Genomic DNA, 22,973 nt, shown 5'->3' with positions numbered 1-22,973 from the left:
CAGCGGGGGGGATTGGGTGGGAGCCCGTCGCGACCACCCAATCCGGTCAGCGCAGCCCCGCCAGCACCTTGTCCAACGTGATCGGGAAATCGCGCACGCGCACGCCGGTCGCGTGGTGGATGGCGTTGGCAATGGCGGCGGGAACGCCGACGATGCCGATCTCGCCGACCCCCTTGGCGCCCAGCGCGTTGACCATGTCGTCGTGCTCCTCGACGAACAGCACGTCGATGTCCGGCACGTCGGCGTTCACAGGGACATGGTACTCCGCGTAATCGTGGTTCATCACCCGGCCCAGCCGGTGGTCCGTGAAGGCCTCCTCCTCCAGACCCATGCCGATGCCCCAGACCACGGCGCCTTGAATCTGGCTGCGCGCCGTCTTGGGGTTGATGATGCGCCCGGCGGCGATGGCGCTGACCACGCGGGCCACCCGGATGGTGCCGAGATCCTCATCCACCCGGACCTCCACGAAGACGGCGGAATGGGTGGCGAAGGTGTGCCGTGCCCGCGCGAGCAGATAGGGCAGGGCGCGCGCCTCCTCCTCGATGCTGAGGGTGCCGGAGCCGCGCATCACGTCGGTGATGGACAGCCGCCGCGACCGGTCGTCCCGGACGATCAGATGGCCATCGGCAAAAAGCACATCCGCCTCCGCCACGCCCTTCAGCGGGTTGTCCTCAAGCTTGCCGGCCAGCGTGAACAGCTGTGAGCGCACCCGGTCGCACACCGCCTTCACCGCCGACCCGACGGTGGAGACCGTCCAGGACCCGCCCTCGATGGGGGCGGTGGGCAGCGAGGAATCGCCCAGGCAGAAGGTCACCTCCTCGATCGGCAGGCCCAGAACGTCGGCGGCGATCTGCGTCATGACGGTGTAGGTGCCGGTGCCGATGTCGGCGGTGGCGCTGGACACCACCAGCTTGCCGTCGACGCCCAGCACCGCCTTGGCGGCGGCCTGCCCCTGCATGGCGTCCCACACCCCCGCCGCCATGCCCCAGCCGATCAACTCCCGCCCCTCGCGCATGGAGCGCGGCGCGGGGCTGCGCTTCGCCCAGCCGAACCGCTCCGCCCCCTGCCGGAAGCAGGCGCGCAGCTCCTTGCTGGAGAAGGGGGTGCCGGTGTTGGGGTCGGTCTCCGCGTAGTTCTTCAGGCGAAGCTCCAGCGGGTCCATGCCGAGCTTGAAGGCCAACTCGTCCATGGCGATTTCCAGGGCCGGGACGCCGGTCGCCGCCCCCGGCGCGCGCTGGTCCAGCGGCGTGTGCACGTCCAGCCGCGTCAGTTTGTAGTCCAGGCGGACGTTGTCGCAGGCGTATTGCTGCCCCGACCAGTTGACGACGATCTCCACATAGTTCTCGTTTTGGGAGCTTTCCTGCACGGCCTCGTGGATCAGCGCCCGCAGCGTGCCGTCGCGCTCGGCGCCCAGCGCCACCCGCTGGATGGTTTCGGGCCGGTGGCCGAAGCTGAACATCTGCGGACGCGACAGCTCCACCCGGATGGAGCGTTTCAACTGCGTCGCCGCCAGCATGGCCATGAAGAGCTGATGCTGCGGCCGCAAACCGGAGCCGAAGGCGCCGCCGACGAAGGGCGACATCACCCGCACGGCGGATTTGGACAAGCCGAAGACGTTGCAGATGTAGGTGTGGCAGTTCTGCGCGCCCTGGGTCTTGTCGTGGACGGTCAGCGTGCCGTCGTCGTGGTGCAGGACGGTGGTGGCGTGCATCTCCATCGGGTTGTGGTATTCCGCCGCCTGGGTGAACTCCGCGTCCACCTGGACGGGCGAGTCCAGGAAGGCCTGCTCCGGGTTGCCGCGGGGCTTCGGCGGGGGCTCGAAACCGCCCTTGTCCTTACCGGGGGTGAAGGTGTTCGCGCGGTTGGCGCGCAGGTCGGTCTGGTGGGGAGCCGCCTCATACTCGATGTGGACGAGGCGGGCGGCGTAGCGGGCCAGCTCGAAGCTCTCGGCGATCACCAGCGCCACCGGCTGGAGCGCGTGGTGGATTTCCGCGTCGTAGAGCGGGCGGAAGGGCGATCCCTTGGGCGCGTCGTCGTCCTTCCATTTGCGGTCGAACCAAGCGAGGCTCGGCCGGTTCTCGTGGGTGAAAACGTGGATGACGCCGGGCAGGGCCAGCGCCGCGGACGCATCGATCCGGGTGATCCGACCACGCGCGATGGCACTGGAGACGATGTAGCCGTGGGCGAGGTCCGGCAGGGTGAACTCGGCCGCGTAGTGGGCGTCGCCGGTCACTTTCTTGCGTCCGTCCACCCGGCTGACGGGCTTACCGATCGGGCCGTTGGGCTCCTTCAGGAAGCCGGGAATGCTGGGAATGGCGGTCATGGGTGGGACGCTCCCTTGCGGTCGGCGGCTTCGCTCAAGGCGCGGACGATGGCGCGCTCGGCGAGTTCGATCTTGAAGCTGTTGTGCTCGTGCCCCTTGGCGTCGCGCAGCAGAACGCGCGCGGCGGCGCGGAAGCTGTCGGGCGCGGCGGGCTTGCCGATGAGGGCGGCTTCGGCCTCCGGGTCGCGCCAGGGCTTGTGGGCAACCCCGCCCAGCGCCAGACGGGCGTCGCGGACGGTGCCGCCATCCAGCTCCAGTCCCGCCGCCACCGACACCAGCGCGAAGGCGTAGGAGGCGCGGTCGCGGATTTTCAGATAGGTCGAATGCTCGGCGAAGCCCTTGGCCGGCAGGTCGATGGACGTCACGAGGTCGCCCGGCCGCAGGGTCGTGTCGATCTCCGGCCGGTCGCCGGGCAGGCGGTGGAACTCGGCGAAGGGGATGCTGCGCTCGCCGTCCGGCCCACGCACTTGGACGACCGCGTCGAGGGCGGCCAAAGCGACGCAGAGGTCGGATGGGTGAACCGCGATGCACTGGTCACTGGCGCCCAGGATGGCGTGGATGCGGTTTACCCCGCCGATTGCGCCGCAACCCGACCCCGGCTCCCGTTTGTTGCAGGGGGTGGCCGTGTCGTAGAAGTAGTAGCAGCGGGTCCGCTGCAGAAGGTTGCCGCCGTTGGTCGCCATGTTGCGGAGCTGCGCCGAGGCCCCGGCGAGGATCGCCTTGGACAGCATGGGGTAGCGGGTCTGCACGCGCTCGTCGTAGGCGGTGTCGGCGTTGCGGGCCAGCGCGCCCAGCCGCAGGCCGCCCCCCGCCGTCTCCTCGATCCGGTCCAGCGGCAGGCGGGAAATGTCGATCAGCCCGCCCGGCCGGGCCACGTCGGCCTTCATCAGGTCGAGCAGGTTGGTTCCTCCGGCGACGAAGGCCGTCCCGGAGGCGCCGGCTCGCCCGACGGCGTCCGCCGCGCTGTCGGCCCGGGCGTAGGTGAAGGACCTCATGGCGCGCCCTCCGCCTTCGGGCCGGCGATGGTCATGGCCTGCCGGATCGCCGCGACGATGTTGGGATAGGCCCCGCAGCGGCACAGGTTGCCGCTCATCAACTCGCGGATCTCATCGTCGGTGGTGGCCTTGCCTTCGGCGATCAGCCCGGCGGCCGAACAGATCTGGCCCGGCGTGCAGTAGCCGCACTGGAAGGCGTCATGCTCGATGAAGGCGTCCTGAAGCGGGTGGAGCGAGTCGCCGGTGGTCAACCCCTCGATGGTGGTGACCTTGCGGCCGTCCTGCATCGCCGCCAGCGTCAGGCAGGCGTTGATGCGCCGCCCGTCCACAAGCACGGTGCAGGCCCCGCACTGGCCATGGTCGCAGCCTTTCTTGGTGCCGGTCAGCTCGAGATGCAGGCGCAGCGCGTCGAGCAGGGTCGTCCAGGGAGCGAGATGGAGCGTCCGCTCCACCCCGTTGACGGTCAATGTGACGGGAATCGGCGCGGGCGGCGGGACGACGGCCGGGCGCGGGCTGGCCTTGAGCGGTGCCATGGAGACTCCGGATCTGCGGGGGAGCGCCGGACGCCGCCATGATAACGGGCTGCGCCGACTTCACATGTCCGGACAACAGGAGGTTGGCACCGCCGTTCCGCAGCCGGAACGAACCGGCCGTGAACAGGCGCACCCGCAATTTGGGAACAGGCAGAGGAAGTGTGGGATCGGTGGTCCGCGGTTACTTCTTCGCGGTGCCGGCGATGCCGGATTTCTCCGCGGCGTCCAGCAGGGTGACGACTTCCGGAGCGACCCACCAGCGGCAGCGCTTGCGCTCGTCGCTCGACACGGCGATGACGCGGTCGATCAGGCGGGATTCCGAGTCGCCGAACGTCTTCTGCTGCCGCAGGGCCGCCTCGATCACCCCGGCCAGCGCGATGTCGAGCGCGGTGATCTCAATGGGGTAGCTCAGCATGTCCGCCAGATCGGCGAGCTGGCCCAGCGCCCGCAGCCCTTCGGCGGCGCCGGTGGAGGACAGGCGGCGGAACACCGTGGCGACGTGGTTGCCGTCCTCCGCCCGCCACGGCTTGCCCGACGACACGATGCCGCGCCGCGCCAGCTGCGACTGAAATTCGTTGACGAAGCGCACGCGCTCGATCAGCGGGTCGAGCACGCTGTGCATGGTCAGCGCCTCGATCCGCCGCGCCAGGACGGGGGCAAGGTCCTCGTGCACGGCGTTGCTCAGCTCGCGGAACGCCTGATGGACCATGTTGCGTTCGCGGTCGGTGGTGTCCAGCTCCAGCGCGTGGACGGCGTCGTACCAGGCCAGGAAATGCTGCAGCTGGGCGGAGGGATGGTCGCGGTCGTCGACCGCGTCCGCCACCAGCAGGCCCGGCTTGCTGAGGAAGCTGCCGGTCAGCGTGGCCTTCAGCGCCTCCGCGGCGACCAGAAGGCGGCCAATGATGGCGTCCTTGGCGACGGCGACGGGGAAGGCTTCGAACAGGCGGATCGCCAGGGCGGCGTCGTCGCGCCGGTGCAGGCCGGCCACCGCGAACATGGCCGCCCCCTCGCGCGTGCAGTCGCCGCGGCGCACCATCTCCCGCCCCAGACGCACCGGGTCGCCGTGCAGCAGCGACGGCAGGGGCTGGTCCGCCCAGGCCGGGGCCGCCAGAAGGATGGTTTCCATCCGCTCCAGCTCCGCACGGGCGACACCCTCGCGCTGGCGCACGCCGTGGCGTTTCAACATCTGCGCGCGGAAGCCCGACACCTCGGCCAGGAAGGCGGTCGCCTCCGCGGGCGTGGCGCGCAGGCGGGCCAGCACGGCAAGGCTGCGCTGGCGCAGCTCGTCGGCCCAGACCTGCGCCTCGGCGGAGGCGAAGATCTCGTTCAGCGGCTGGTCCTTGGCGAGGCGCGCCACCGTCTCCTGGACGCGGCCGACCGCCGGCTCCAGGCGCGGGGCCAGGGCGAACCACCAGGCGCTGACGTCCGCCAGGTGCAGGGCGCCGGCCAGCCGCACCCCGCTGGTCAGCAACGAATCGTCGCGCAGGATCAGCGCGTCGAACAGGCCGGTCCAGACGCGGCGCGCGTGCTCCGACCGCCGCCCGTTCAGCATGGTGACCAGCATCTGGGCGACCGGCTCGGCCATGTCCTCCAGATACCCGTCGCGGATCATCTTGTAGAGCTGGAGCTTCTGCCCATGGTCCAGCGGGGCCAGCACGTCCGACACACGCTTCAGACTCTTGTCCTGCCCGCCGGGCAGGCCGGACAGCGAGAGGTGCAGCGGTGGCATCGCCGTCACCGCATCGGGCGGAGCGCCGTCGGCTGCCTGCGTCTCTTTCGACATCCGGAGCTTTGCCATGGTCGGACCCATCCGCATCGATGCGTGTGGAATTTCAATCTAAGATCGATTGGATATGGTTGTTAGAATATGCCTAAAAAGCCTAACGAATCACTAAGCGGTGACAAAGACAGATTTTCGCGGGCTCTATGACGAAATGTAACAAGGTTGATGAAACAGAAAGCAAAGATGACTCATTGACCGTTACATTAAAAACACAACCCGGGCGGTCATGACTCAGCCTTTCAGCGGTCGGGTCTTCGCCGGCTCGGCGGGTTTGCGCGCGGGGATGGGGGGCGCGCTGCGTTCCCGCCCCTCCTCTCCGAGGAAACCTTGCGCCGCGACGACGGCGGAGCGCCACGGGCGGTCCATCGCGATCCAATTGTCGAAAGGCAGGCGGTCGAGAGGCAGGCCCGGCCAGGAGGCGGAGAACAGGCCGGAAATCATCCAGCCGGCCAGCAGCGTGACCGCCAACTGCTCCGAGAATCCGCCGGTCTTCAGGATGGGCAGCGCGAAGTTGCGCCGCCGCTTGATCGGCCACAGCAGCGGCAGCCCCGCCGGAGTCAGCAGGTCGCCGGCCAGATGGGTCAGATAACCGATCAGGAAGGGCAGGATCAGGTGCGAGTAGTCCGCGTACTCGTGCAGGGCCCAGAAGCATCCCGCGATGGCCAGTGTGGAGTGGGTGACGCCGCGATGCCCGAAGACGGCGGAGATCACGTTCGACAGGGGCCGCATCAACTGGCCGAGCGTCGATTTGGGATGGTCGATGTCCGGTGCCAGGGACCCGACCACCGCCGCCCCGAAGGCCACCACATCGAAGGGCAGGCCGAATCGCGCCGAGGCGTAAAACCACGCCGCCCCGCCGACGATCATGTGGGAAGAGGCCATCATGGGCGGTCACCGCGGGACGAGCGATGAGGCACAGGGCGTCAGAACGCGCGAAGGCTGTGCCTGGGTGACGGCCACTCTGTCGTTTGCTCCCGGATTCCTGGTTCCTAACACTAGGACAGAAGTCGCGCCCACACAATCCCGGCCTGATCAAGAGGGATTCCGAAATGACATGGCCCCTATGCGTTCACAGGCGTCCGCGATGGAGGCACGCCCTCAGCCCGCCGGGCCGCGGCTGCAGGTGGCGCCGATGGCGCGCAGGGCGTTGCGCACCCGCCCGACGCTTTCGCGGTCCGGCAGGCTGTACCAAGTGATGGTCAGGGCGACCGGTGCGGCGCGGCGCAGGCCATGGACGTCGCCGGGGGCGGCCTCGACGACGCGGCCCTGGCTGCCGACGAACCAGCGCCAGCGCTGCCCCTCCCCGTCGGCCAGCGATTGCCAGACCTCGCGGGAGTCCCGGTAATAGGCCCCGCCTCCGGCGTCCGCCGCGTCGGCGTAGAGGTAGAGCGGATTTTCGGGCGACAGCGAGAGCAGCAAATGCTGGACGGACCGCGGCCCGCCGGAACGGATGACGGCGTCGGGAAGCGGCTCGTCGCCGTCCTGGCCATAGTCGAACATGGTGGAGCCGCGGTGCATCGGTCAGTCGGATCGGGCGTGAGGGGTCAGCCGGGCTGGAGGAATTCGACCTCGACGAAGACGATGTCGCTGTCGCCGTCGTTGATGACGTTGTGGCTGACGCCGGCCTTGCGGAAATAGGAACGGCCCGGTTCCAGCGGGAACTGGCGGGCGTTGCCGTCCGGATCGACGATGGTGAAGGCGCCGGCCGTCACCGGAACGATCACATAGTCGTAGCCGTGCACATGGGCGCCGGTTTCCGCCCCCGGCACCAGACGCCATTCGGTGACGCGGGTGCGCTCGTTCTCGACATGCTGGGTGGAAACCGCCTGCGGACGGGTGCTCATCGTCTGGTGCCCTCGTTGCTCGTCTCGTTGGGGACTTTTCAAAAGAACAATTCGTGTACCACGAAGCCCGAGCCGCGCCCAGACCGAAGCGCATCCGGCGCCTTTCCTTCGGACTCCTTTGGCGAGCAGCCCCCCTCCTTTGGAGGATGTCTACCTACGATTGAATCCGTGACCCGATGACTCCCCGCAGCTTAGCCTTGCCGGTCCGTACCGCGCAAAACCGTCAGGGAGGGGCGTCAGGCCGGCATGCCAGCGTTGAGGAGCCACCAGACCATGGTCGCCGGCGTCGCCGCGGCCATCGCGCAGCGGCAGACGGACGTGCGGGACGTGCTGGCCGCGGTGACGCCGGGTGGAGGCAAGTCGCTGCTGCCGGTCATCATGGGGGCGGCGCTGATGCGCGCCGGGCTGATCGACCGCATCTGCTGGATCGTGCCGCGCGACAGCCTGCGCCGGCAGGCGGAGGAGGCCTTCGCCGATCCGCGCTGGCGCGAGGCGCTGGGTCACGGGATCGCACTGCGGGCGGCGGAGAACGGGCGCGATCCCTGCCGCGGCCTCCAGGGCTACGTCACCACCTATCAGGCGGTCGCGGCGGCCCCGGACCTGCACCTTCAGGAGTTCCGCCGCCACCGCTATCTGCTGGCCGTGGACGAATTGCACCACCTGCCCGCCGTCGCCGACAGCGGTGCGGCGTCCACGGCGGAGGACGAGACCGCCTGGAGCCGCTCCATCCTGCCGCTTCTGGAAAGCGCCGCCGCCCGGCTGCTGATGAGCGGCACCCTGGAGCGGGCGGACGGGCGCCCCATCCTCTGGCTGCCCTACCGCACCCCGCAGGGGGTTCGGCGGGTGCGCGAGATCGATTTCAAGGCGCCGGGGTGGGCCATCGTCGGCTATTCGCGGCGGCAGGCGCTGGCCGAGAAGGCTATCCTTCCGGTGACCTTCGGCGCGATGGACGGCACCGCGACATGGCTGGACGCGGAGCGGACGACGCGCAGCGTCGACGCGCTGTCCCGCGCCGGGGAGAACACCCGCGACGCCCTGTTCACCGCGCTGCGCACCGGCTTCGCCCAGGCCATGCTGCGCGAGGCCTACCGCTCCTGCCGCGAGCACCGGGCGAAGCGGCGCGCGGCGGCGACCGGTCCAAATGGGGCGGAGCATGAGGGCGCCGGGTTGGGCAAGCTGCTGGTGATCGCGCCGGACCAGGAGACCGCCCGCAACTACCTCGACACGCTGCGCGGCTGGATGCCCGGCGCGCAGGCGGCGCGGATGGCGCAGATCGCCATTTCCGAACGGCGCGACGCGCAGGAGGTGGTGGCCGCCTTCCGCCTGCGCCCCGAACCCGCCGTTCTGGTCTCCGTCGCCATGGCCTATGAGGGGCTGGACGCGCCGGCCATCTCGCACGTCGCCTGTCTGACCCACATCCGCTCCCGCCCCTGGCTGGAGCAGGCCATCGCGCGGGCCACCCGCGTCGATCCCCACGCCGGCGCCTACGAGCAGCAGCGGGCGGTGATCTACCACCCCTCCGACATGATGTTCGAGCGGTTCCGCCAGATGGTCGAGACCCAGCAGGGCACGCGTGCCATGGTCAAGATGCGGCGCCAGCACGAACTGCCCTTCGAGCGCACGGTGGAGGCGGAGCCGGAGATCATCCCGCTGGAATCCAACGCGACGGCCCTGCGCTTCGCCGTGGTGGCGCCCGGCCCCGATTTCGGCAACCCGCCGCCGGGGCGCGATTCCGCCGACCGCCCCTCGGCCGAGCGCCCGTCAAAGGACGGGGTGCAGGTGCCCAGCGCGGTTGAGCATCATTTGCGCCAGCGCATCGGCCAGATCGTGGCGGCCCAGGTGATCGAGGACCAGGACAACAACCTCGTCGCCGAAGGGCCGGTCAGCTACCACACCTACAACGCCGTGCTGAAGCGCTGCATGAACAAGGCGCGGTCGGAGATGACCCTGTCGGAGCTTGAGGCCGCCCTCGGCTGGCTGGAGCGCAACCGCATCTCCGATCACCTGCACCTGATCGCCGACGACCCGCAATACCGCTGGTCGAGCCGCCGCAAGGGCCGAGGGGCGGGGTCGGTCACGGCCTTTTCGAAACCGGCCCGCCGGACGCCATCCCCTGGAACGGGAAAGCCGGCGTCCTAAATAACGCACCCCGGCACACTTTTTTGCAGGAGCGAAGACATCGGCCTTCGTAGAATGTGTCGGCCCGTTCGCCACCCGTGGAGGTTACCGGTGCGTTTCGCGAGGCCGCTCAAGATTCTTCTCGTGGAGGACGATTCGCTCACCGCCATGGCGATGGCCCGCATGCTGGAAATGGCCCATTGCACGGTGACCACCGTGACGGACGGCGAAGCCGGGCTGAGCGCCCTGGCCGAGGGCCGCTTCGACGCCGTCATCACCGATCTGGTCATGCCGCGCCTGGGTGGCGAGGCGATGATCCGCCAGTTGCGCCGCAACTGGCCCGACCTGCCCATCGTCGTGCTGTCCGCCTCTCCGCCCGAGGACGGAATCCCCGGTTTGCAGGACGGGGAGGGCGGACCGCTGGTGATCCTGCGCAAGCCCGTCCTGGCGGGGGAACTTCTGGCGGCGATGGATCAGGTGTTCCTGAAGACCTGACCGGACGTGGTCAGGCCTTCTTCTTGCCGAAGCTGATCTTCGGCTCCTCGCCCTTCAGCAGGCGTTTGATGTTCGCGGAATGGCGGATGGCGACCAGCACGGCGATGAACAGGCACAGACCCGCCACCAGCGGCCCGCCGAAGATCCAGCCGAAGATCGGGCTGAGGCCAAGGGCGGTCAGGGCTGACAGCGACGAAATTTTGAACAGGAAGGCCATGGCGAGCCACGTCGCGCAGGCTATCACGCCGACCGGCCAGGACACCGCCAGCAGCACGCCGAGCGCCGTCGCCACGCCCTTGCCGCCCTTGAAGCCGAGCCAGACCGGGAAGCTGTGGCCCAGCATGGCGCCGCCCGCCGCGAAGACCGCGGCCTCCGGCCCCGCCCAGGCGAGGGCGAGCAGGGCGGCGATGGCGCCCTTGCCGCTGTCCAGGATCAGGGTGGCGGCGGCGAGCGGCTTGTTGCCGGTGCGCAGCACGTTGGTGGCGCCGATGTTGCCGGAGCCGATCTTGCGGATGTCGCCCAGCCCGGCCAGCCGGGTCAGCACCAAGCCGAAGGGAATCGAACCCAGCAGGTAGCCGAGCAGGGCCGAGATCAGGAGGGTCACCGGATCAGCCCTCGAACTGCCAGACGGTGCGCCCGTCCACCACGGTGCGCAGCGGACGGCCCTGGACGGGGCGGTCCTCGAAGGGGCTGTTCTTCGACTTCGACTTGAAGGCGGCCACGTCCACCTTCCACGGCACGTCCAGGTCGAAGGCGATCAGGTCGGCGGGCGCCCCCTTGGCGATGCGGCCGAGCGGCAGGCCGAGGAGTTCGGCCGGCTTCACGGTCACGCAGGCCAGCGCCTTCAGCAGCGGCATGGCGCCCTTGTGCACCAGCTCCAGCGTCAGCGGGAACAGCGTCTCCAGCCCGATCACGCCGCAGGCTGCCTGGGCGAAGGGCAGGCGCTTCTGGTCCTGGTCCTGCGGCGTGTGGTCGGACGCGATGGCGTCGATGGTGCCGTCGGCCAGACCTTCCACGATGGCCCGCCGGTCCATCTCGCCGCGCAGCGGCGGCGACACTTTGGCGAAGGTGCGGTAGTCGCCGACGTCCGTCTCGGTCAGGGCGAAGTAGTGCGGGGCGGTGTCGCAGGTGACCTTCAGCCCGCGCGCCTTGGCGCGGCGGATCAGGTCCACCGACTCGCCGGTCGAGACGTGGGCGAAGTGCAGCCGGCCGCCGGAAAGTTCAAGCAGGCGCAGGTCGCGCTCGATCATGATGATCTCGGCCTCCCGCGGGATGCCGACGAGGCCGAGGCGGGTGGCGCGTTCGCCCGAATTCATCATGCCGCCGCTGGCGAGGCTCGGCTCCTCCGGATGCTGGACGATCAGCTTGTCGAAGGTGCGGGCGTAGCTGAGCGCGCGGCGCATCGCCTTGGCGCTGGCGATCGCCTTGGTGCCGTCGGTGAAGGCCACGGCCCCGGCGCGGGACAGCAGGCCCATCTCGGTGATCTCGTTGCCCTCGGTCCCGCGGGTGGCGGCGGCGTAGGCGAAGACCTTGACCAGACGCACCTCGCGGGCGCGCCGGGCGATGAACTCCAGGCTCGCCACCTCATCGGTCACCGGATCGGTGTTGGGCAGCAGGACCACGGCGGTGATGCCGCCGGCCACCGCGGCGCGCGACGCGCTCTTGATGGTGTCCTTCTCCTCCTCGCCGGGCTCGCCGATCAGGACGCGCATGTCGACGAGGCCCGGGGCGAGGCACTGGCCCTGGAGGTCGACGACCTCGATCCCCTCCGGCACGCCGTCGGCGAACAGGGACGGGCCGAAGTCGGCGATCTTCGCGCCTTCGGTCAGCAGGTCGCCCCGCTGGTCCAGGCCGCTGGCGGGGTCGAGCAGGCGGGCGTTGCGGTAGGCGACGCGGGGTGCGTTGGAATTAGGCATTGGAACCCCGGCCTTCATTTTTAGTAGGGTCGCGGGTGAGAAGGTCGAGCACGGCCATGCGGACGGCCACGCCCAGCTCCACCTGATCGAGGATCATGGAGCGCTTGAGGTCGTCGGCGACCTCCGAATCGATCTCGACGCCGCGGTTCATCGGGCCGGGGTGCATGACCACCGCGTGCGGCTTCGCCACCGCCAGCTTCTCGTAGTCGAGGCCGTAGAAGTAGAAGTATTCGCGGGTCGAGGGGACATACTGGCCGCTCATCCGCTCGGTCTGGAGACGCAGCATCATCACCACGTCGGCGTCCTTCAGGCCGGTCGCCATGGAGTGGTGGATCTCGACGCCCAGCCGGTCGATCTGCGAGGGGATCAGCGTCGGCGGCGCCACGACGCGGACGCGGGCACCCATGGCGTTCAGCAGATGGATGTTGGAGCGCGCGACGCGGCTGTGCAGGATGTCGCCGCAGATCGCCACGATCAGCCCTTCGAGGCTGCCGAGGCGGCGGCGGATCGCCAGCGCGTCCAGGAGCCCTTGCGTCGGGTGCTCGTGATGGCCGTCGCCTGCGTTGATGACCGAGCAGTTGACCTTGTCGGCCAGCAGCTTCACCGCCCCCGAATCGGCGTGGCGAACGACCAGCGCGTCGAGGTGCATGGCGTTCAGCGTCATCGCCGTGTCGATCAGCGTCTCGCCCTTCTTCACCGAGCTGCCGTCCGACGACATGTTGATGACGTCGGCGCCGAGCCGCTTGCCGGCCAGCTCGAAGCTGGTGCGGGTGCGGGTCGAATTCTCGAAGAAGAGGTTGACGATCGTCCGGCCGTCGAGAAGCGACGACTTCTTCGTGGGCTGGCGGTTCTGCTCGACGTAGCCGTCGGCGAGGTCGAGGATGGTGGTGATCTCGCCTGCCGTCAGCCCCTCGATGCCAAGGAGGTGGCGGTGCGGGAAAACCGTCGTGGAATGGGGCGATCCGGTCATGGGCCGCGACTATAGGAGCGGTCCCGGACGCCCGCAAGCGCGCCCTATGACCTTTTTAAAGGTAGGCGATGAGGCGCCCGCAGGCCAGGGCGCCGACCCACAGCGCGAGCGAGGCAGCGCCCGCGAACCGGGCACCCGGTGGCGGCTGGTCCGCAAGGCTCCACTCCGCCATCCGACGGCCGGCGAGCCGGTGAAAGGCCAGGATGTTGAGCAGGGCCAGCCCGATCAGCGCCAGCTTCGCCAGGAAGGCCGGGTTGCCCGCCAGCGCCGTCGCCTCCGTCGTGAAGAGGAGGAGGCCGGTCGGCACCGCCAGCGCGAAGCCGGTCACCGCCACCGGCAGGAGCAGCCGCGCCAGCGCATCCGCCGGCAGCAGCGGCGCCCGGACCCCGATCAGACGCAGGTCGAAGGCCAGGATGGACCCGACGAGAAGCGCGAAACCGAGGATGTGCGTGATCTCGACCAGCGGATAGAGCCAGATCGACTGGCGCAGCGATTCGCCGAGCCCGGACGTCTCCAGCGCGACGAGCCAGCCGGGGCCGGCGGGGGCGAGATCGTGGTCCATGCTGAGCGACTGGGCGCGGGGGCCGCCGTCAGCGCAGCTCGATGGTCTTGTCGGCGGCGGTGATGCGCTCCGCCCGCAACTCCGCCGGGTCGGACTTGGCGGGATAGCCGACCACCGTCACGGTCTGGCCGGGCTTGATCGAATCGGCGGGCAGGCCGCGCGTGCTCATCCGGCTGGGCGGGGCGAGCACGACGTGCCAGGCCTTGCCGTCGGCCTGGAGGTTCAGCATGGCGTGCGGGTTGTTGAAGGCGATCTGCTGCACGGTGCCGGTCAGCGTCATCTCCTGTCCCGCTTCATAGCCGCCCCAGCCATGGTGGGCGGCCGCGGGCCAGGCCAGCGAAGCGGACAGCAGGGTGGCGAGGGCGAGTGGGCGTGCGGGCGTCATGGCGCAACCTTTCCCCGGTCAGGCGTCTGTTCAGGCGTCTGGGGAAGAGGTTGTGGCGGACTCCGCCGCGGACAAGGTCCGGCTGTGAGCGTCCGTAGGATCGGCGGCGGCCTCCTCGAACAGCCAGTCGCGGAACGCCTTCACCTTCGGGCGCGAGAAGTAATGGGGCGGGGCGGCGACGTAATAGGCGTAGTTGCCCGGCAGATGGACGTCGAACAGCCGCACCAGCCGCCCGGCGGCGACATCGTCCGCCACCAGGACGCCGCGGGCCAGAGCCACGCCGCCGCCCTCCGCCGCGACCTGGAGCAGCAGCGCCGAATCGTCGAAGCGCGGGCCGCGGGCGTGGTCCAGCCCGCCGATGCCCGCGGCCTCGCCCCAGGTGCCCCAGGTGATGAAGTAGTCGTCATGGAGCAGCGTGTGGTGGCGCAGGTCCTCCGGGCAGCACAGGGGGCGGGGGCCGTCGAGAAGCGACGGACTGCACACCGGGTAGATGTCCTCGGTCATCAGCCGCTCGCAGCGCAGGCCGGGCCAGTTGCCGGCGCCGAAGCGGATGCCGATGTCCACGTCCTGCTGGGTGAAATCCACGAGCTGCGGGGTGGTGTGCAGCCGCACCTCCAGCTCCGGATGGCGGGCCTGGAAGCGGCCCAGCCTCATGACCAGCCACTTCGCGGCGAAGCTCGGCATGGTCGAGATGGTCAGCGCGCCGGACCCGTCCATGCGGAACAGCCGCTCCGTCGCGTGCGACAGCGTGTCGAGCGCGTCGCGCACCGGCGGCAGGTAGGACTGCCCGGTCTCGGTCAGGATCAGCGCGCGGTTCATCCGGCGGAACAGCGGCATGCCCAGCCATTCCTCCAGCCCCTTGATCTGGTGGCTGACGGCGGCCTGGGTGACGTGAAGCTCCTCCGCCGCCTTGGTGAAGGACAGGTGCCGCGCGGCGGATTCGAAGGCGCGCAGGGCGTTCAGCGGCGGCAGGCGGCGGGCCATGGAGCGACTCCGGGACACGGGCTTCGGATTAGTTTTCCTAATCCAAACTATGAGAAAGCGTCGTTTGTGCGCAAGGACCGGGTGGCTCATCCTCCAGTCACGGAACACAGTCCGGAACGTCGGGCGACAGACGCCAACGACCACCGGAGACACGAGGAGACGCGGTCATGGCCCAGAGCATGAATGACGGCTTGAACACCCGCACCGACGCCCAGGAGCGGCCCGGCCAGGGGATCGGCGGTGCGCTGGTCGCCCTGTTCGACACGGTGGCGACCTGGAACGAGCGGCGGCGGCAGCGGCGGGCGTTGGAGGCTTTGCCGGATCATCTGTTGCAGGACATCGGCCTGTCCCGCGCCGACGCGGTGACCGAGGCCGACAAGCCCTTCTGGCAGGGCTGAGGCAATTCCATCTGGGAAACGGACGGGAGCGGACCGATGAGCGATGGCGGAGTTCTGGTGGGCGGTGTTCTGGCGGGTGGATGCCTGTGCGGCGCCTTGGGCTACACGGTGACCGAGCGGCCCATGGGGGTGGTGAACTGCCATTGCGGCCAGTGCCGGCGTTTTCACGGCCACTTCGGCGCCTACATCACCGTCCCCCGCACGGCGGTGGCGGTGTCCGACGCGGAGGGCACCCTGTCCTGGTACCGCTCGTCGGCGAAGGCGCAACGCGGATTCTGCGCGCGTTGCGGGTCTTCGCTGTTCTGGAACGGCGACGGGTCCAACCTGTTCGACGTCGCCGCCGGCAGCCTGGACCAGCCGACCGGCCTCGCCACGCTGCGGCACATCCATGTGGCGGACAAGGCGGACTATTACACCATCGACGACGGTCTGGAGCGCTTCCCCCAGGGCGCTCCCGAGCCGCCATAAGTGGCGGGACAAGTCGTCGCACATTATTGCGCTGGCCCTGAAACTCCGGCTATCGAGCGTGGAATCATGCTAGCCTGATTCCACTCGGATGTTTTCACCAAGACTATTCGGGTTCTGGAAAGAATTATTCGCATCATTCTCGGGGGATACGGTGATGGACATTCCGCGGATCTTCAACATCACGGAAAGCGCCCACCGCATCCACAACCCGATCACCCCGGAGAAGCTCGCCACGCTCGGCGCGGCGTTGCGTCTGGAGCCCGGGACGCGGGTCCTCGACCTCGGCAGCGGGTCGGGGGAGATGCTGTGCACCTGGGCGCGCGACCACGGCATCGTCGGCACCGGCATCGACATGAGCCGGCTGTTCACCGAGCAGGCGAAGCGCCGCGCCGTGGAACTCGGCGTCGCCGACCGGGTATCGTTCGTGCATGGCGATGCCGCGGGCTATGTCTCCGCCGAGACGGTCGGCGTGGCGGCCTGCGTCGGGGCCACCTGGATTGGCGGTGGGGTCGCCGGCACGATCGACCTGCTGGAACGCAGCCTGCGCCGCGGCGGCATCATCCTCGTCGGCGAGCCCTACTGGCGGCGCCTGCCGCCCACCGACGACGTCGCCCGGGGATGTCTTGCCCGGGCGGTTTCCGACTTTCTCACGCTGCCGGGCCTTCTCGCGTCCTTCCGCGAGCTTGGCTTCGACGTCGTCGAGATGATGCTCGCCGACCAGGACGGCTGGGACCGCTACGAGGCGGCCAAATGGCTGACCATGCGCCGGTGGCTCGACGCCAACCCCGACGACGGGCTTGCGCCGGAGGTCCGGGACAAACTGACCTCGGAGCCCGAGCGCTACGCCACCCACACGCGTGAGCATCTGGGATGGGGTGTGTTCGCGCTGATCAGGCGATAACGGGCTGTCGGGTTCTCCGCCTTACGGAATCAGGCTCTGAAGCGTCTTGAGAATGGTGGCGGAGCGCTCCCTGGCTTCATCTTCCACGCCGTTGGCGATCACCATGCCAACGACCCCGCCGCGTCTGTCCGTGCCGTTCGTGATGGCGTAGGCGTTGGCCGCGCTGCCCGGAGTCCAGCCGCCCACGCTGTCCAGCGCCGCACCCAGCGCCGAGGCCCGGATGCTCGACAGGGCGGCTTGAGCCTTCAGGCCCCCCGTCTTCAAATCGACCAGGGACGTGTCGGCGTCGGGTTTCCTGGCGCCGTCGAACAGGATGCGGAGGTTCCCGCCTTTCTCCGTGCCCTTCGGGAGGAACGTCACGTCGAACATGCCGGTGGACACGCCGCTTTTATCAGTCCACATGCTTTCGCCCGTCGTCTGCAGCATTTTGGCTACGGCCGGGGGCATGTCCGGTTCGACCAGCCCGTTCTTTTCCGCGAGATTCTTTATGGCGGTCAGCGCGGCTCCGCCCGCCGCCCAACTGTTCCCGTCTGCGCTCAAGCCGAAGGTCTGGTCGACGAGGCTGCGAACCTTCCCCCGGTACTCGTTGTGCTTTTCCCGCCAATCGGCATGGGCCGCCAACGCTTCGGGTGTGAAGAGTTCCGCATCCGCGTTCAGTCCCGGCACCGTTTCGGCGGCCGCCGCCGCTTGAGCCAGCGAGTCGGCGGTCACGGCCATTCGGGTGGCGCCGCTCATCCGGAATTGAGCCTGGGCGGACAGGCTGACCGTGTCCACCGGTCCGGAGGCGGGAGGCTCGGCCGATGAGGACCGCGTCGCCACCGAGATGCTTCCCAAGGGCTTGCCCAGGATCGCTTCCCGAGGCGCCGACGACAATGTATGGCTGTGAGTTGTCGTCTGGCTGATGGTCATGGCTGTGCGACTCCCAGGAAAAACTAGCCAGAGTAGTGTTTCCGGGCAATTCCTAACGAACCATGAATGGCCGCTTATGAACGGCGACGGACCGTCAGCCCGCCAGGGCGACGACCAGCGGCAGCGTCGCGGCGGAGGCGAGAGTCTGGACGGTGATGATGCCGGCCACCAGTGCATGGTCGCCACCCATCTGCCGGGCCAGGACGTAGGAACTGGCCGAGCAGGGCAGGGCGTTGAACAGCACCGCGATGGTCAGCGGCAGCCCGTCCACGCCCAGCCACAGCCCGGCAAGCGCCGTCGCGGCGGGGACCAGCAGCAGCTTCAGGACGCTGGACAGCGCCACGCCGAGCCCGGCGCTGCGCGCCGCGGCAAGGTCCAGCCCCGCGCCGACCGAGAGCAGCCCCATGGGCAGGGCGGCCCGCGCCAGGATGCCCACCACGTCGCCTATCACTGGAATCCGGCCGATCCCGCTGAGGTTCAGGACGGCGCCGATGGCGACGGCGATGATGATCGGGTTGCGCAGGATGCCGGAGACGACCGCGCCCATGCCATTGCGTTGTGGCACGCCGTCCGCCACCCGTCCATAGCGCACCATCGCCGTGACGCAGAGCAGGTTGACCAACGGCACCACAACGGCGATGCCCACCGCCGTCAGCGTCAGCCCGGCGGAGCCGTAGAGGGCGCCGGCCCCGGCCAGCCCCACATAGGTGTTGGGCCGGATCGCCCCCTGAAAGACCGAGGTGAAGGCCGGACCGTCCAGCCCGATCGGGCGCCGGACGGCAAGCGCCAGGACGGCGCCGGCGAAGATCCCCGCCGCCATCGTCCCGCCCATCGGGCCCATGGACAGAGCGCGCAGATCGCTCCGCGTCAGCTCGTCCACGATCAGGCAGGGAAAGAAGAGAAGATAGGTCAACCGGTCGAGCGACGGCCAAGCGGACTCGGGGATCACGGCGCGGCGGCGCAACCCCTGGCCGAATAGGATCAGCAGGAAGATCGGAGCCAGCGCCCCGGCGATGGGCAGCATGGGGTCGTCAGGCGTCCCCGCCGCTGCTGTCGCCGCCGCCGATGTCGCCGCCGATGTCGTTGTCGTACTCGTCGCGCTCCCGCTGCTCCCGCTCCATGCGGCGGATGTGGGCCAGGGCGTCCAGCGCGCCTTGCAGGATGTAGGCGGCGGCCATCTTGTCGACGACCTCGTCCCGGCGCTTGCGGGTCATGTCGGCCTCGCCGATCATGAAACGCTCCACCGCGGAGGTCGACAGCCGCTCGTCCCAGAAAGCGATCTCAGCGTCCCAGCCCAGCAGGTCGGACCGCTCCATCAGGTTCTTGGCGAAGGCACGGGTGGACTCGGCGCGCGGCCCCTCCGACCCGTCCATGTTCAGTGGCAGGCCGATCACCAGCCCGCCGATCCCGTAATCGCGCAGCGTCCGCGACAGCTCGCGGGCGTCCTGGGTGAACTTCGTGCGCTTCAGCGTGCCGATCGGCGAGGCGACGACGAAGTTGGGGTCGGACACGGCCATGCCGACGGTCTTGGTGCCGACGTCGAGGCCGAGCAGGCGCTGGCCCCGGCCCAGGCGGGCGGCCAGTTCGGGAAGCGTGTGGATCATGCCGCGAACCATAGAAGCCGCAAGCCCGGACGGCAAGCCCGGCGGCGCAGGGCGCGAGGCGCCTCAGGCATTGCGGATGCGCTGCACGAACTCGTCCACCGACCGGCGCATGGCCTGGGCGTGGTCGCCGAGGCTGTTGGCAGCCTGCAGCACATCGGCCGCCGCCTGACCGGCCTCGCGGGAGGCGTCGTTGACCTGCCGGATGCTGTGCGAGGCGTCGGCGGTCCCCTTGGCGGCCTGCTGGACGTTGCGCGCGATCGCCCCGGTCGCCGTGGTCTGGCGTTCCACGGACAGGGCGATGGACCCGGCGATGTCGTTCACCTGCCGCACCGTGTCGGCGATGCCCCGGATCGCCGACACGGCGTCCTGGGTTTCCTCCTGGATCGCCTGGATCTGGGCGGCGATCTCCTCGGTGGCGCGGGCGGTCTGGTTGGCGAGGCCCTTCACCTCGTTGGCGACGACGGCGAAGCCCTTGCCGGCCTCCCCGGCGCGGGCGGCCTCGATGGTGGCGTTCAGCGCCAGCAGGTTGGTCTGCGAGGCGATCTGCTGGATGAGCTGGACCACGCTGCCGATGCGCTCCGCCGTGCCGGACAGGCTTTCCACCGTGGCGTTGGTGCGCTGCGCCTCGTCGAGCGCGGTCCGGCTGGTGCGCGCCGCGCCGTCGACCTGCTGGGCGATCTCGGCGATGGAGCCGCTCAACTCGTCGGTGGCGGAGGCGACGGTCTGGACGTTGCCCGACGCCTGCTCGGTCACCGTGGCGACGGAGGATGCCTGGGCCGTCGTCCGCTCGGCGATGGCCGTCATGCTGCGCGCGCTGCTCTGGAGCTGGCCCGCCGCCGCGGCGACCGCGCCGACCATGCCCTGGACGCCGGTCTGGAAGGAGCCGGCCAGCTCATTCATCAGCCGCCGCTTGTCCGCCGCGGCCCGCTGGTCGGCCTGCCGGGCCTCCTCCTCCATGGCGCGGTTGCGCTGGAGGCTGTCCTTGAAGACCAGCATGGCGCCGGCCATCGCGCCGATCTCGTCGCGCCGGTTCCGGGCGGGGACGGTGATGGAGAGATCGCCGTCGGCCAGCCGGCGCATCGCCTCCGTCATGGCGCGCACCGGCCGGGCCACTGCGCGGGTGGTCAGCAGAGCGGTGAGCAGCAGGATCGCCGTCATGCCCAGCGAGATCGCCACCCCGATCGCGCCGTAGCGGTCGGCGGTGGTGTCGTACTCCTCGTCCGCTTCCCTGGCCTCGCGGGCGGTGGAGAGCTTGATCTTCTCGTAGAGGTCAGACATGGCGGCCAGCTCGCGGTCGATGCGGTCGTCCATGGCGCGGGTCCGCGCGTCGGCGGGTCCGTTGCGCAGGATGGGCAGCATCTCCGTCTCGAAGATGTCCACGGCGGCCCGGAAATGCCGTTCGGCCTCGTCCGCCCAAGCGCGCTCGTCCGGCGTGTCCATCACTTCGGCGGTCCTGCGGATGTAGAGTTCGGCGTTCCCGCGGACGGTCTTCCACTGTTCGTCGTGCTGCGGCGCGTAGCCGTTGATCTGTGCGTCGGCGACGATCTTGTAGAGGCGCCCGTCATAACCGGCGAGTTCGGTCAGCGTCGTGGCGTCGGCGACCCGCCGCATCCCCTCCTGCTGCAGATCGCTCAGCCGCGTCATGGCGATGGTGTTGAACAGCGCGACGGCGGCGAAGCCCGCCACGCCGATGCCGAAGCCGAGGAAAAGACGTTTCGCCAGCGTCAGTGATGCTGTCATCGGAGGCCTGCCGGGTTGAGTGAGATGAAATGGCTTCGGCACGAATTTGATTTGTATGTTGGTCAATCTAACAGGGAATCGGACGCCGCACCATGCGGTGTCGGCTGCGGAAGCCTTTTGCCGCGCCTCCGTCTCCCTGCACCTCTGCACCGCCGCTCGGCGCGCGCGCCGGTGGAAGGGATATCCCTGAATCATTGCGGTAATAGAATTCGGGTGATAGCTTCCAAGCCGTTTTTCCAGACGTTTCGGAAGAGAGTGGAAGGCATGTCGCTCGACAAGGCCACCGTGGCCAAGATCGCGCATCTGGCCCGCATCAAGGTGCCGGACGATGAACTGGATCACCTGGCGGGTGAGCTGAGCCAAATCCTGACCTTCGTCGAACAGTTGGGCGAGGTCGACACGCAGGACGTGCCGCCGATGACCAGCGTGGCCGCGCAAACCCTGCGCCGCCGCAAGGACGAGGTGACCGATGGCGGTTACCGCGACGCCGTCCTCTCCAACGGCCCGGAGACGGCCGAAGGCTTCTACGTCGTTCCGAAGGTGGTCGAGTGATGACCGGTCTTACGCATCTGACCATGGCGGCGGCCCTCGACGGCCTCGCCAAGAAGGAATTCACCGCGGTCGAGCTGACCGAGGCCCACGTCAAGGCGGTGGAGACGATCCGCCCCCTGAACGCCTTCATCACCGAGACGCCGGAGCAGGCGCTGGCGATGGCCAAGGCCTCCGACGCCCGCCGCGCCAAGGGCGAGGCCGGTCCGATGGAGGGTCTGCCCATCGCGGTGAAGGACCTGTTCTGCACCAAGGGCGTGCTGACCACCGCGGCCAGCCACATCCTCGACGGCTTCAAGCCGGAGTATGAGTCCACCGTCACCAGCAACCTGTGGCGCGACGGCGCCGTCATGCTGGGCAAGGTGAACCTGGACGAGTTCGCCATGGGCTCGGCCAACATCACCTCCCACCACGGCAACGTGATCAGCCCGTGGAGCCCGGGCGAGGTCGGCAACTGGTCGCGCCAGATCGTCCCCGGCGGCTCGTCGGGCGGCTCGGCCGCGGCGGTGGCCGCGCGCGCCGCTCTGGGCGCCACCGGCACGGACACCGGCGGCTCGATCCGCCAGCCCGCCGCCTTCACCGGCATCGTCGGCATCAAGCCGACCTACGGCCGCTGCTCGCGCTGGGGCGTGGTCGCCTTCGCCTCCTCGCTGGATCAGGCCGGCCCGATGACCCGCACGGTCGAGGACGCGGCGATCATGCTGCGCTCGATGTGCGGCTTCGATCCGAAGGATTCGACGTCGGTCGACATGGCGGTGCCGGACTTCCGCGCCGCGCTGACCGGCGACATCCGCGGCCTGAAGGTCGGCATTCCGAAGGAGTACCGGGTGGAGGGCATGCCCGCCGAGATCGCCGCGATCTGGGACCAGGGCATCGAATGGCTGAAGCAGGCCGGCGCCGAGCCGGTGGAGATCAGCCTGCCGCACACCAAGTACGCGCTGGCCACCTACTACATCGTCGCTCCGGCCGAGGCGTCGTCGAACCTCGCGCGCTACGACGGCCTGCGCTACGGCCTGCGGGTCGAGGGCGCCAGCCTGAAGGACATGTACGAGAACACCCGCGGCGCCGGCTTCGGCAAGGAGGTCCGCCGCCGCATCCTGATCGGCACCTACGTGCTGTCGGCGGGCTATTACGACGCCTACTACAACAAGGCCCGCCAGGTGCGCACGCGCATCAAGTGGGACTTCGACGAGGCGTTCAAGCAGTGCGACGTCATCCTGACGCCGACCGCGCCGAGCACCGCCTTCGCCATCGGCGAGAAGATGGACGACCCGATCCAGATGTACCTGAACGACGTGTTCACGGTCCCGGCCTCGCTGGCCGGCCTGCCGGGCATGTCGGTCCCGGCGGGGGTCGGGTCGGACGGGCTGCCGCTGGGGCTCCAGCTCCTGGGCCGGCCCTTCGATGAGGAGACCGTCCTGCGCGTCGGTCAGGTCATCGAGAAGGCCGCCGCCGTCACCGCCACCCCGCCGTTCATGGCCTGAGCCGGACGAGAG

General features: G+C 69.2%; 24 protein-coding genes. 7 read left to right on the top strand and 17 right to left on the bottom strand.

Annotated features, from left to right (window positions below):
• Positions 1-46: 46 nt before the first annotated feature.
• From FBZ83_RS01795 to FBZ83_RS01765, 7 genes are all read right to left on the bottom strand, one after another.
• Complete coding sequence (locus FBZ83_RS01795) at positions 47-2,323, bottom strand: xanthine dehydrogenase family protein molybdopterin-binding subunit (protein ID WP_145680803.1); 2,277 nt, start codon at positions 2,321-2,323, stop codon at positions 47-49.
• The gene (locus FBZ83_RS01790) at positions 2,320-3,318 is read right to left on the bottom strand and encodes an FAD binding domain-containing protein (RefSeq protein ID WP_145680802.1); all 999 of its coding nucleotides are present in this window, start codon (positions 3,316-3,318) and stop codon (positions 2,320-2,322) included. Before FBZ83_RS01790 ends, FBZ83_RS01795 begins: the two co-directional genes overlap by 4 nt.
• Entirely contained in the window at positions 3,315-3,851 is a 537-nt protein-coding gene (locus tag FBZ83_RS01785; RefSeq protein ID WP_145680801.1) for a (2Fe-2S)-binding protein, read from the bottom strand. The genes FBZ83_RS01790 and FBZ83_RS01785 overlap by 4 nt, the downstream gene beginning before the upstream one ends.
• 181 nt (positions 3,852-4,032) lie before the next feature.
• Positions 4,033-5,649 carry a hypothetical protein gene (locus tag FBZ83_RS01780; protein ID WP_145680800.1) on the bottom strand — a complete coding sequence of 539 codons (1,617 nt, stop codon included), beginning with the start codon at positions 5,647-5,649 and terminating at the stop codon, positions 4,033-4,035.
• Positions 5,650-5,865: 216 nt separating this feature from the next.
• Positions 5,866-6,519, bottom strand: coding sequence for a metal-dependent hydrolase (locus tag FBZ83_RS01775; protein WP_145680799.1), 654 nt, complete (start codon positions 6,517-6,519; stop codon positions 5,866-5,868).
• 213 nt (positions 6,520-6,732) lie between these two features.
• Positions 6,733-7,152 (bottom strand): hypothetical protein, encoded by a 420-nt coding sequence (locus FBZ83_RS01770; RefSeq protein ID WP_014198408.1) that lies wholly within the window; start codon positions 7,150-7,152, stop codon positions 6,733-6,735.
• 26 nt (positions 7,153-7,178) lie between these two features.
• Complete coding sequence (locus FBZ83_RS01765; RefSeq protein ID WP_014198409.1) at positions 7,179-7,478, bottom strand: cupin domain-containing protein; 300 nt, start codon at positions 7,476-7,478, stop codon at positions 7,179-7,181.
• Between the two features lie 246 nt (positions 7,479-7,724).
• On the opposite strand from FBZ83_RS01765, the gene FBZ83_RS01760 reads away from it, so the two are divergent.
• Together FBZ83_RS01760 and FBZ83_RS01755 are read left to right on the top strand one after the other, a co-directional pair.
• A complete protein-coding gene (locus FBZ83_RS01760; RefSeq protein WP_145680798.1) occupies positions 7,725-9,617 on the top strand; it encodes a DEAD/DEAH box helicase in 1,893 nt (630 codons plus the stop codon).
• Between the two features lie 90 nt (positions 9,618-9,707).
• A complete protein-coding gene (locus tag FBZ83_RS01755) occupies positions 9,708-10,091 on the top strand; it encodes a response regulator (RefSeq protein ID WP_145680797.1) in 384 nt (127 codons plus the stop codon).
• Positions 10,092-10,101: 10 nt separating this feature from the next.
• On the opposite strand, the gene plsY is transcribed toward FBZ83_RS01755, so the two are convergent.
• The 6 genes from plsY to FBZ83_RS01725 are packed head-to-tail and all read right to left on the bottom strand — an operon-like array spanning position 10,102 to position 14,908.
• Complete coding sequence (gene plsY, locus FBZ83_RS01750; RefSeq protein WP_145623934.1) at positions 10,102-10,695, bottom strand: glycerol-3-phosphate 1-O-acyltransferase PlsY; 594 nt, start codon at positions 10,693-10,695, stop codon at positions 10,102-10,104.
• Positions 10,696-10,699: 4 nt separating this feature from the next.
• The gene (locus tag FBZ83_RS01745; RefSeq protein WP_145680796.1) at positions 10,700-12,007 is read right to left on the bottom strand and encodes a dihydroorotase; all 1,308 of its coding nucleotides are present in this window, start codon (positions 12,005-12,007) and stop codon (positions 10,700-10,702) included.
• A complete protein-coding gene (locus FBZ83_RS01740) occupies positions 12,000-12,977 on the bottom strand; it encodes an aspartate carbamoyltransferase catalytic subunit (RefSeq protein ID WP_145680795.1) in 978 nt (325 codons plus the stop codon). The genes FBZ83_RS01745 and FBZ83_RS01740 overlap by 8 nt, the downstream gene beginning before the upstream one ends.
• A 55-nt stretch (positions 12,978-13,032) precedes the next feature.
• Complete coding sequence (locus FBZ83_RS01735; RefSeq protein WP_145680794.1) at positions 13,033-13,539, bottom strand: hypothetical protein; 507 nt, start codon at positions 13,537-13,539, stop codon at positions 13,033-13,035.
• A gap of 28 nt (positions 13,540-13,567) precedes the next feature.
• On the bottom strand, positions 13,568-13,924 hold the full coding sequence (locus FBZ83_RS01730) for a DUF6152 family protein (RefSeq protein ID WP_145680793.1): 357 nt from the start codon (positions 13,922-13,924) through the stop codon (positions 13,568-13,570).
• Between the two features lie 30 nt (positions 13,925-13,954).
• Positions 13,955-14,908 carry a transcriptional regulator GcvA gene (locus FBZ83_RS01725; RefSeq protein ID WP_145680792.1) on the bottom strand — a complete coding sequence of 318 codons (954 nt, stop codon included), beginning with the start codon at positions 14,906-14,908 and terminating at the stop codon, positions 13,955-13,957.
• Between the two features lie 167 nt (positions 14,909-15,075).
• Here FBZ83_RS01725 and FBZ83_RS01720 point away from each other — a divergent pair, with 167 nt between their 5' ends.
• The 3 genes from FBZ83_RS01720 (at position 15,076) to FBZ83_RS01710 (ending at position 16,675) form a co-directional block, all read left to right on the top strand.
• Positions 15,076-15,306, top strand: coding sequence for a DUF1127 domain-containing protein (locus tag FBZ83_RS01720; protein WP_145680791.1), 231 nt, complete (start codon positions 15,076-15,078; stop codon positions 15,304-15,306).
• A gap of 36 nt (positions 15,307-15,342) precedes the next feature.
• On the top strand, positions 15,343-15,774 hold the full coding sequence (locus FBZ83_RS01715) for a GFA family protein (RefSeq protein WP_145680790.1): 432 nt from the start codon (positions 15,343-15,345) through the stop codon (positions 15,772-15,774).
• Between the two features lie 154 nt (positions 15,775-15,928).
• A complete protein-coding gene (locus FBZ83_RS01710; protein WP_145680789.1) occupies positions 15,929-16,675 on the top strand; it encodes an SAM-dependent methyltransferase in 747 nt (248 codons plus the stop codon).
• A 21-nt stretch (positions 16,676-16,696) separates the two neighbouring features.
• Here FBZ83_RS01710 and FBZ83_RS01705 read toward each other — a convergent pair whose 3' ends face one another.
• The 4 genes from FBZ83_RS01705 to FBZ83_RS01690 form a co-directional block, all read right to left on the bottom strand.
• Complete coding sequence (locus FBZ83_RS01705) at positions 16,697-17,584, bottom strand: hypothetical protein (protein WP_145680788.1); 888 nt, start codon at positions 17,582-17,584, stop codon at positions 16,697-16,699.
• A 94-nt stretch (positions 17,585-17,678) separates the two neighbouring features.
• Positions 17,679-18,608, bottom strand: coding sequence for an AEC family transporter (locus FBZ83_RS01700; RefSeq protein ID WP_145680787.1), 930 nt, complete (start codon positions 18,606-18,608; stop codon positions 17,679-17,681).
• 7 nt (positions 18,609-18,615) lie between these two features.
• On the bottom strand, positions 18,616-19,188 hold the full coding sequence (ruvX, locus tag FBZ83_RS01695) for a Holliday junction resolvase RuvX (RefSeq protein WP_145680786.1): 573 nt from the start codon (positions 19,186-19,188) through the stop codon (positions 18,616-18,618).
• Between the two features lie 63 nt (positions 19,189-19,251).
• Complete coding sequence (locus FBZ83_RS01690) at positions 19,252-20,928, bottom strand: methyl-accepting chemotaxis protein (protein WP_145680785.1); 1,677 nt, start codon at positions 20,926-20,928, stop codon at positions 19,252-19,254.
• Positions 20,929-21,192: 264 nt separating this feature from the next.
• On the opposite strand from FBZ83_RS01690, the gene gatC reads away from it, so the two are divergent.
• The gene (gene gatC / locus FBZ83_RS01685; RefSeq protein WP_014198426.1) at positions 21,193-21,480 is read left to right on the top strand and encodes an Asp-tRNA(Asn)/Glu-tRNA(Gln) amidotransferase subunit GatC; all 288 of its coding nucleotides are present in this window, start codon (positions 21,193-21,195) and stop codon (positions 21,478-21,480) included.
• Entirely contained in the window at positions 21,480-22,961 is a 1,482-nt protein-coding gene (gene gatA, locus FBZ83_RS01680; protein ID WP_145680784.1) for an Asp-tRNA(Asn)/Glu-tRNA(Gln) amidotransferase subunit GatA, read from the top strand. The genes gatC and gatA overlap by 1 nt, the downstream gene beginning before the upstream one ends.
• Positions 22,962-22,973: the final 12 nt, after the last annotated feature.

This window comes from Azospirillum brasilense (genome assembly GCF_007827815.1).
GTDB classification, from domain to species: domain Bacteria; phylum Pseudomonadota; class Alphaproteobacteria; order Azospirillales; family Azospirillaceae; genus Azospirillum; species Azospirillum brasilense_C.
The sequence above is the reverse complement of the archived record's forward strand: the minus strand, read 5'-3'. Positions and strand labels throughout refer to the sequence as shown.

Excerpts from the sequence above, each read along its gene's own strand:
- FBZ83_RS01785 (WP_145680801.1), bottom strand. The coding sequence starts at position 3,851 with ATGGCACCGCTCAAGGCCAGCCCGCGCCCGGCCGTCGTCCCGCCGCCC.
- gatA (WP_145680784.1), top strand. The coding sequence starts at position 21,480 with ATGACCGGTCTTACGCATCTGACCATGGCGGCGGCCCTCGACGGCCTC.
- gatC (WP_014198426.1), top strand. The coding sequence starts at position 21,193 with ATGTCGCTCGACAAGGCCACCGTGGCCAAGATCGCGCATCTGGCCCGC.
- FBZ83_RS01705 (WP_145680788.1), bottom strand. The coding sequence starts at position 17,584 with ATGACCATCAGCCAGACGACAACTCACAGCCATACATTGTCGTCGGCG.
- FBZ83_RS01760 (WP_145680798.1), top strand. The coding sequence starts at position 7,725 with ATGCCAGCGTTGAGGAGCCACCAGACCATGGTCGCCGGCGTCGCCGCG.
- ruvX (WP_145680786.1), bottom strand. The coding sequence starts at position 19,188 with ATGATCCACACGCTTCCCGAACTGGCCGCCCGCCTGGGCCGGGGCCAG.
- FBZ83_RS01795 (WP_145680803.1), bottom strand. The coding sequence starts at position 2,323 with ATGACCGCCATTCCCAGCATTCCCGGCTTCCTGAAGGAGCCCAACGGC.
- FBZ83_RS01725 (WP_145680792.1), bottom strand. The coding sequence starts at position 14,908 with ATGGCCCGCCGCCTGCCGCCGCTGAACGCCCTGCGCGCCTTCGAATCC.
- FBZ83_RS01700 (WP_145680787.1), bottom strand. The coding sequence starts at position 18,608 with ATGCTGCCCATCGCCGGGGCGCTGGCTCCGATCTTCCTGCTGATCCTA.
- FBZ83_RS01770 (WP_014198408.1), bottom strand. The coding sequence starts at position 7,152 with ATGCACCGCGGCTCCACCATGTTCGACTATGGCCAGGACGGCGACGAG.
- FBZ83_RS01710 (WP_145680789.1), top strand. The coding sequence starts at position 15,929 with ATGGACATTCCGCGGATCTTCAACATCACGGAAAGCGCCCACCGCATC.
- FBZ83_RS01740 (WP_145680795.1), bottom strand. The coding sequence starts at position 12,977 with ATGACCGGATCGCCCCATTCCACGACGGTTTTCCCGCACCGCCACCTC.
- FBZ83_RS01715 (WP_145680790.1), top strand. The coding sequence starts at position 15,343 with ATGAGCGATGGCGGAGTTCTGGTGGGCGGTGTTCTGGCGGGTGGATGC.
- FBZ83_RS01690 (WP_145680785.1), bottom strand. The coding sequence starts at position 20,928 with ATGACAGCATCACTGACGCTGGCGAAACGTCTTTTCCTCGGCTTCGGC.
- FBZ83_RS01790 (WP_145680802.1), bottom strand. The coding sequence starts at position 3,318 with ATGAGGTCCTTCACCTACGCCCGGGCCGACAGCGCGGCGGACGCCGTC.
- FBZ83_RS01765 (WP_014198409.1), bottom strand. The coding sequence starts at position 7,478 with ATGAGCACCCGTCCGCAGGCGGTTTCCACCCAGCATGTCGAGAACGAG.
- FBZ83_RS01730 (WP_145680793.1), bottom strand. The coding sequence starts at position 13,924 with ATGACGCCCGCACGCCCACTCGCCCTCGCCACCCTGCTGTCCGCTTCG.
- FBZ83_RS01735 (WP_145680794.1), bottom strand. The coding sequence starts at position 13,539 with ATGGACCACGATCTCGCCCCCGCCGGCCCCGGCTGGCTCGTCGCGCTG.
- FBZ83_RS01780 (WP_145680800.1), bottom strand. The coding sequence starts at position 5,649 with ATGGCAAAGCTCCGGATGTCGAAAGAGACGCAGGCAGCCGACGGCGCT.
- FBZ83_RS01720 (WP_145680791.1), top strand. The coding sequence starts at position 15,076 with ATGGCCCAGAGCATGAATGACGGCTTGAACACCCGCACCGACGCCCAG.
- FBZ83_RS01775 (WP_145680799.1), bottom strand. The coding sequence starts at position 6,519 with ATGATGGCCTCTTCCCACATGATCGTCGGCGGGGCGGCGTGGTTTTAC.
- FBZ83_RS01745 (WP_145680796.1), bottom strand. The coding sequence starts at position 12,007 with ATGCCTAATTCCAACGCACCCCGCGTCGCCTACCGCAACGCCCGCCTG.